This window comes from Mycobacterium sp. 1245852.3 (genome assembly GCF_001669335.1).
Taxonomy (GTDB): domain Bacteria; phylum Actinomycetota; class Actinomycetes; order Mycobacteriales; family Mycobacteriaceae; genus Mycobacterium; species Mycobacterium europaeum_A.
Genome location: NZ_LZLL01000331.1, coordinates 1 through 3,972, shown reverse-complemented (window position 1 = coordinate 3,972; position 3,972 = coordinate 1). Strand labels below are relative to the sequence as shown.

Genomic DNA, 3,972 nt, shown 5'->3' with positions numbered 1-3,972 from the left:
CGGTGCCGTCATGATGGCGCTGGCCTGGTTGATGCTGGGCCGGTTCGCGCTGGGCAACCGGCGGATGTCGCGCGGCGACCTGGACCGCACCCTGCTGCTGTGGGTGCTGCCGCTGCTCATCGCCCCGCCGATGTACAGCAAGGACGTCTACTCCTACCTGGCGCAAAGCCAGATCTCGCTGGAGGGCCTGGACCCCTACCGGGTGGGCCCGGCCTCCGGCCTGGGGCTGTCGCACATCTTCACGCTGTCCGTGCCGACGCTGTGGCGCGAGACGCCCGCGCCGTACGGGCCGCTGTTTTTGTGGATCGGGCGCGGCATCTCGGCGGTCACCGGGGAGAACATCGTCGCCGCCGTGCTGTGCCACCGCCTGGTGGAGCTGCTCGGGGTGGCCCTGATCGTGTGGGCGACCCCGCGCCTGGCCCGGCGCTGCGGCGTCGCCGAGGTCAGCGCCCTGTGGCTGGGCGCGGCCAATCCGCTGCTGATCATGCATCTGGTGGCCGGCGTGCACAACGAGGCGCTGATGCTGGGCCTGATGCTGGCCGGGGCGGAATTCGCGTTGCGCGGCATCTCGGATGGCAAAGCGCCGCGCCTGCTCCCCCACTCCTGGAAGCTCGGGCCGGACTGGGAGCCGCTGGGGATGCTGGTCGCCGGCGCTGTGCTGATCGTGCTGTCGTCGCAGGTGAAACTGCCGTCGTTGCTGGCGCTGGGCTTCGTCACGATGGCCCTGGCCTACCGCTGCGGTGGCACCCTGCGCGCGCTGCTGCTGACCGGCGGCGGCATGGCGGTGCTGTCGCTGGCGGTGATGGCGCTGGTGGGCTGGGCCAGCGGGCTGGGCTTCGGCTGGATCTACACGCTGGGCACCGCCAACGTGGTACGCAGCTGGATGTCGCCGCCGACGCTGCTGGCGCTGGGCACCGGGCAGGTGGGCATCCTGCTGGGGCTGGGCGATCACACCACCGCGGTGCTGGGGCTGACCCGTGCGATCGGCGTGCTGATCATCATGGTCATGGTGGCCTGGTTGTTGCTGGCCGTCTTCCGCGGCCGGCTGCACCCGATCGGCGGGCTGGGCGTGGCGCTGGGCATCACGGTGCTGCTGTTTCCCGTCGTGCAGCCCTGGTACCTGCTGTGGGCCATCATCCCGCTGGCCGCCTGGGCGACCCGCACCGGCTTCCGCGTCGCGGCGATCGTCATCAGCCTGGTCGTCGGGATCTTCGGCCCCACCGCCAACGGCGACCGGTTCGCGCTGTTCCAGATCATCGACGCCACCCTGGCCAGCACCGTCATCGTCGTGGCGCTCATCGCGCTGACCTACACCCGCCTGCCCTGGCGCCGCCCGCCCGTCCTGGGCACCGAATCCGACGGCCCACCCGTCACCGACGAGACGGCACCGCCGCAGCCCCCGTCGCCCCCCCGCCCGGCGCCGGCACATGGCGCCTACGCTGATTCCACGTGAGCTCGGCCTTTCCAGAATCGCGCAAATCCCCTGACACGGTGGTGCGGCTGCGCGGCGTCACCAAGACATACGGGTCCGTCGAGGCCGTCGCCAACCTCGATCTCGAGGTGCACGCCGCCGAGGTGCTGGCCCTGCTCGGCCCCAACGGCGCCGGCAAGACGACGACGGTGGAGATGTGCGAGGGCTTCGTACGGCCCGACGCCGGCACCATCGAGGTGCTCGGCCTGGACCCGATCGCCGACAACACGCGGCTGCGGGCGCGCATCGGGGTGATGCTGCAGGGCGGCGGCGGCTATCCCGCGGCGCGGGCCGGCGAGATGCTCAATCTGGTGGCCGCCTACTCCGCCGACCCGCTGGACCCCGCCTGGCTGCTGGACACGCTCGGCCTCACCGACGCCGCCCGCACCACCTACCGGCGGCTCTCCGGCGGCCAGCAGCAACGCCTGGCGCTGGCCTGTGCCCTGGTCGGCCGCCCGGAACTGGTGTTCCTCGACGAGCCCACCGCGGGCATGGACGCGCACGCCCGGCTGCTGGTGTGGGAACTGATCGACGCGCTGCGCCGCGACGGCGTGACGGTGGTGCTGACCACGCATCAGCTCAAGGAGGCCGAGGAACTCGCCGACCGGCTGGTGATCATCGACCACGGGGCGACGGTGGCCTCCGGCACGCCGACGGAGCTGATGCGCAGCGGGGCCAAGGACCAGTTGCGGTTCAGCGCACCGCCGCGCCTGGATCTGTCGCTGCTGTCCGCCGCGCTGCCGGAGGACTACAAGGCCACCGAGGTGACACCGGGCGAGTACCTGATCGAAGGGCACATCGACCCCCAGGTGCTGGCCACCGTCACCGCGTGGTGCGCGCGGATCGACGTGCTGGCCACCGACATGCGCGTCGAGCAACGCAGCCTCGAGGACGTGTTCCTCGACCTCACCGGCAGGAAGTTACGGCCTTGACCGACAACGAGATTCGATCCAGCGTCTTTCCCGCGGGCACCTTCGCGCCCGACCCGCGGCCCAGCGCGGTGCCGAAAATGCTTGCCGCGCAGTTCGGTTTGGAGCTCAAGCTGCTGCTGCGCAACGGCGAACAGCTGCTGCTGACCATGTTCATCCCGATCACGCTGCTGGTCGGGCTCACGCTGCTGCCGCTCGGTTCGTTCGGCCAGCACCGCGCGGCCACCTTCACCCCGGTCATCATGGCGCTGGCGGTGATCTCGACCGCGTTCACCGGGCAGGCGATCGCGGTCGCCTTCGATCGGCGCTACGGCGCGCTCAAGCGGCTCGGCGCCACCCCGCTGCCGGTGTGGGGCATCATCGCGGGCAAGTCGCTGGCCGTGGTCACCGTGGTGTTTTTGCAGGCAATCCTGTTGGGCGCCATCGGTTTTGCGCTCGGCTGGCGACCGGAACCGGCGGCGTTGGCGCTGGGCGCGGCGGTGATCGCGCTGGGCACCGTGGTGTTCGCGGCCCTGGGGCTGCTGCTCGGCGGGACGCTGCGGGCCGAGATCGTGCTCGCGGTTGCAAACCTGATGTGGTTCGTGTTCGCCGGCCTCGGCGCGCTGACCGTCGAAACCGGCATCACCCCGACCGCGGTCAAGTTGGCGGCCCGGCTGACCCCGTCGGGCGCGCTCACCGAGGCGCTGTCGCAGGCGATGACCATGTCGGTGGACTGGTTCGGGGTGATCGTCCTGGCCGCGTGGGGCGCGGTGGGCGCGCTGAGCGCGCTGCGCTGGTTCCGCTTCACCTGACGGTCGCATCGGGCTCTTCGTCTGACGTTCGGGTCTGGCTCGCGACACTTAAACCACGCACACGACACGCCGATACCGGTGTACGTGGCTTAAGTCTCGATGCACCCCTCCGTACTACAGCTCGTAGTTTTCGGTGGCTTAGGATCGGGCCGTGGTTGGACGGATGCTGTTGCGCGCGGTGGACCTGCTGCCCAACCCCAGCCTGGGCGTGCAGCGCCTGATCGCCGCGGCCGTCATCCTCACCCAGGGCGGCATCGCCATCACCGGCGCGATCGTGCGCGTCACCGCGTCGGGCCTGGGCTGCCCCACCTGGCCGCAGTGCTTTCCGGGCAGCTTCGTGCCGGTGGCCCACGCCGAGGTGCCACGCATCCACCAGGCCGTCGAGTTCGGCAATCGGATGGTCACCTTCGCCGTCGTCATCACGGCGGCGCTGGCGGTGCTGGCCGTCACCCGGGCGCGACGGCGCCGCGAGGTCCTCGTCTATGCCTGGCTGATGCCGGTGTCCACCGTCGTGCAGGCGGTGATCGGCGGCATCACCGTGCGCACCGGGCTGCTGTGGTGGACGGTGGCCGTCCACCTGCTGACGTCGATGACGATGGTGTGGCTGTCGGTGCTGCTCTACGTGAAAGTCGGCGAACCGGACGACGCAGTGGTGCGCGAGCGGGTCGTCCGGCCGCTGCGCGCGCTGACCGCGCTGTCCGGCTTGAACCTGGCCGCCGTGCTGGTCACCGGCACGCTGGTGACGGCCGCCGGCCCGCACGCCGGTGATCGCAGCCCCACC

The 3,972-nt window shown here is 70.9% G+C and carries 4 protein-coding genes; all 4 read left to right on the top strand.

From position 1 onward, the window contains the following. Positions 1-1,453: polyprenol phosphomannose-dependent alpha 1,6 mannosyltransferase MptB (gene mptB / locus A9W96_RS15115; RefSeq protein ID WP_067140859.1), on the top strand; the 1,453-nt coding region annotated here is incomplete at its 5' end. Then, positions 1,450-2,403, top strand: coding sequence for an ABC transporter ATP-binding protein (locus tag A9W96_RS15110; RefSeq protein WP_066879312.1), 954 nt, complete (start codon positions 1,450-1,452; stop codon positions 2,401-2,403). The genes mptB and A9W96_RS15110, both read left to right, overlap by 4 nt. A gap of 77 nt (positions 2,404-2,480) precedes the next feature. Next, entirely contained in the window at positions 2,481-3,191 is a 711-nt protein-coding gene (locus A9W96_RS15105; RefSeq protein WP_231999692.1) for an ABC transporter permease, read from the top strand. 163 nt (positions 3,192-3,354) lie between these two features. Further along, positions 3,355-3,972, top strand: a 618-nt coding sequence (locus A9W96_RS15100) for a heme A synthase (protein ID WP_197499529.1), incomplete at its 3' end; no start/stop codon positions are given.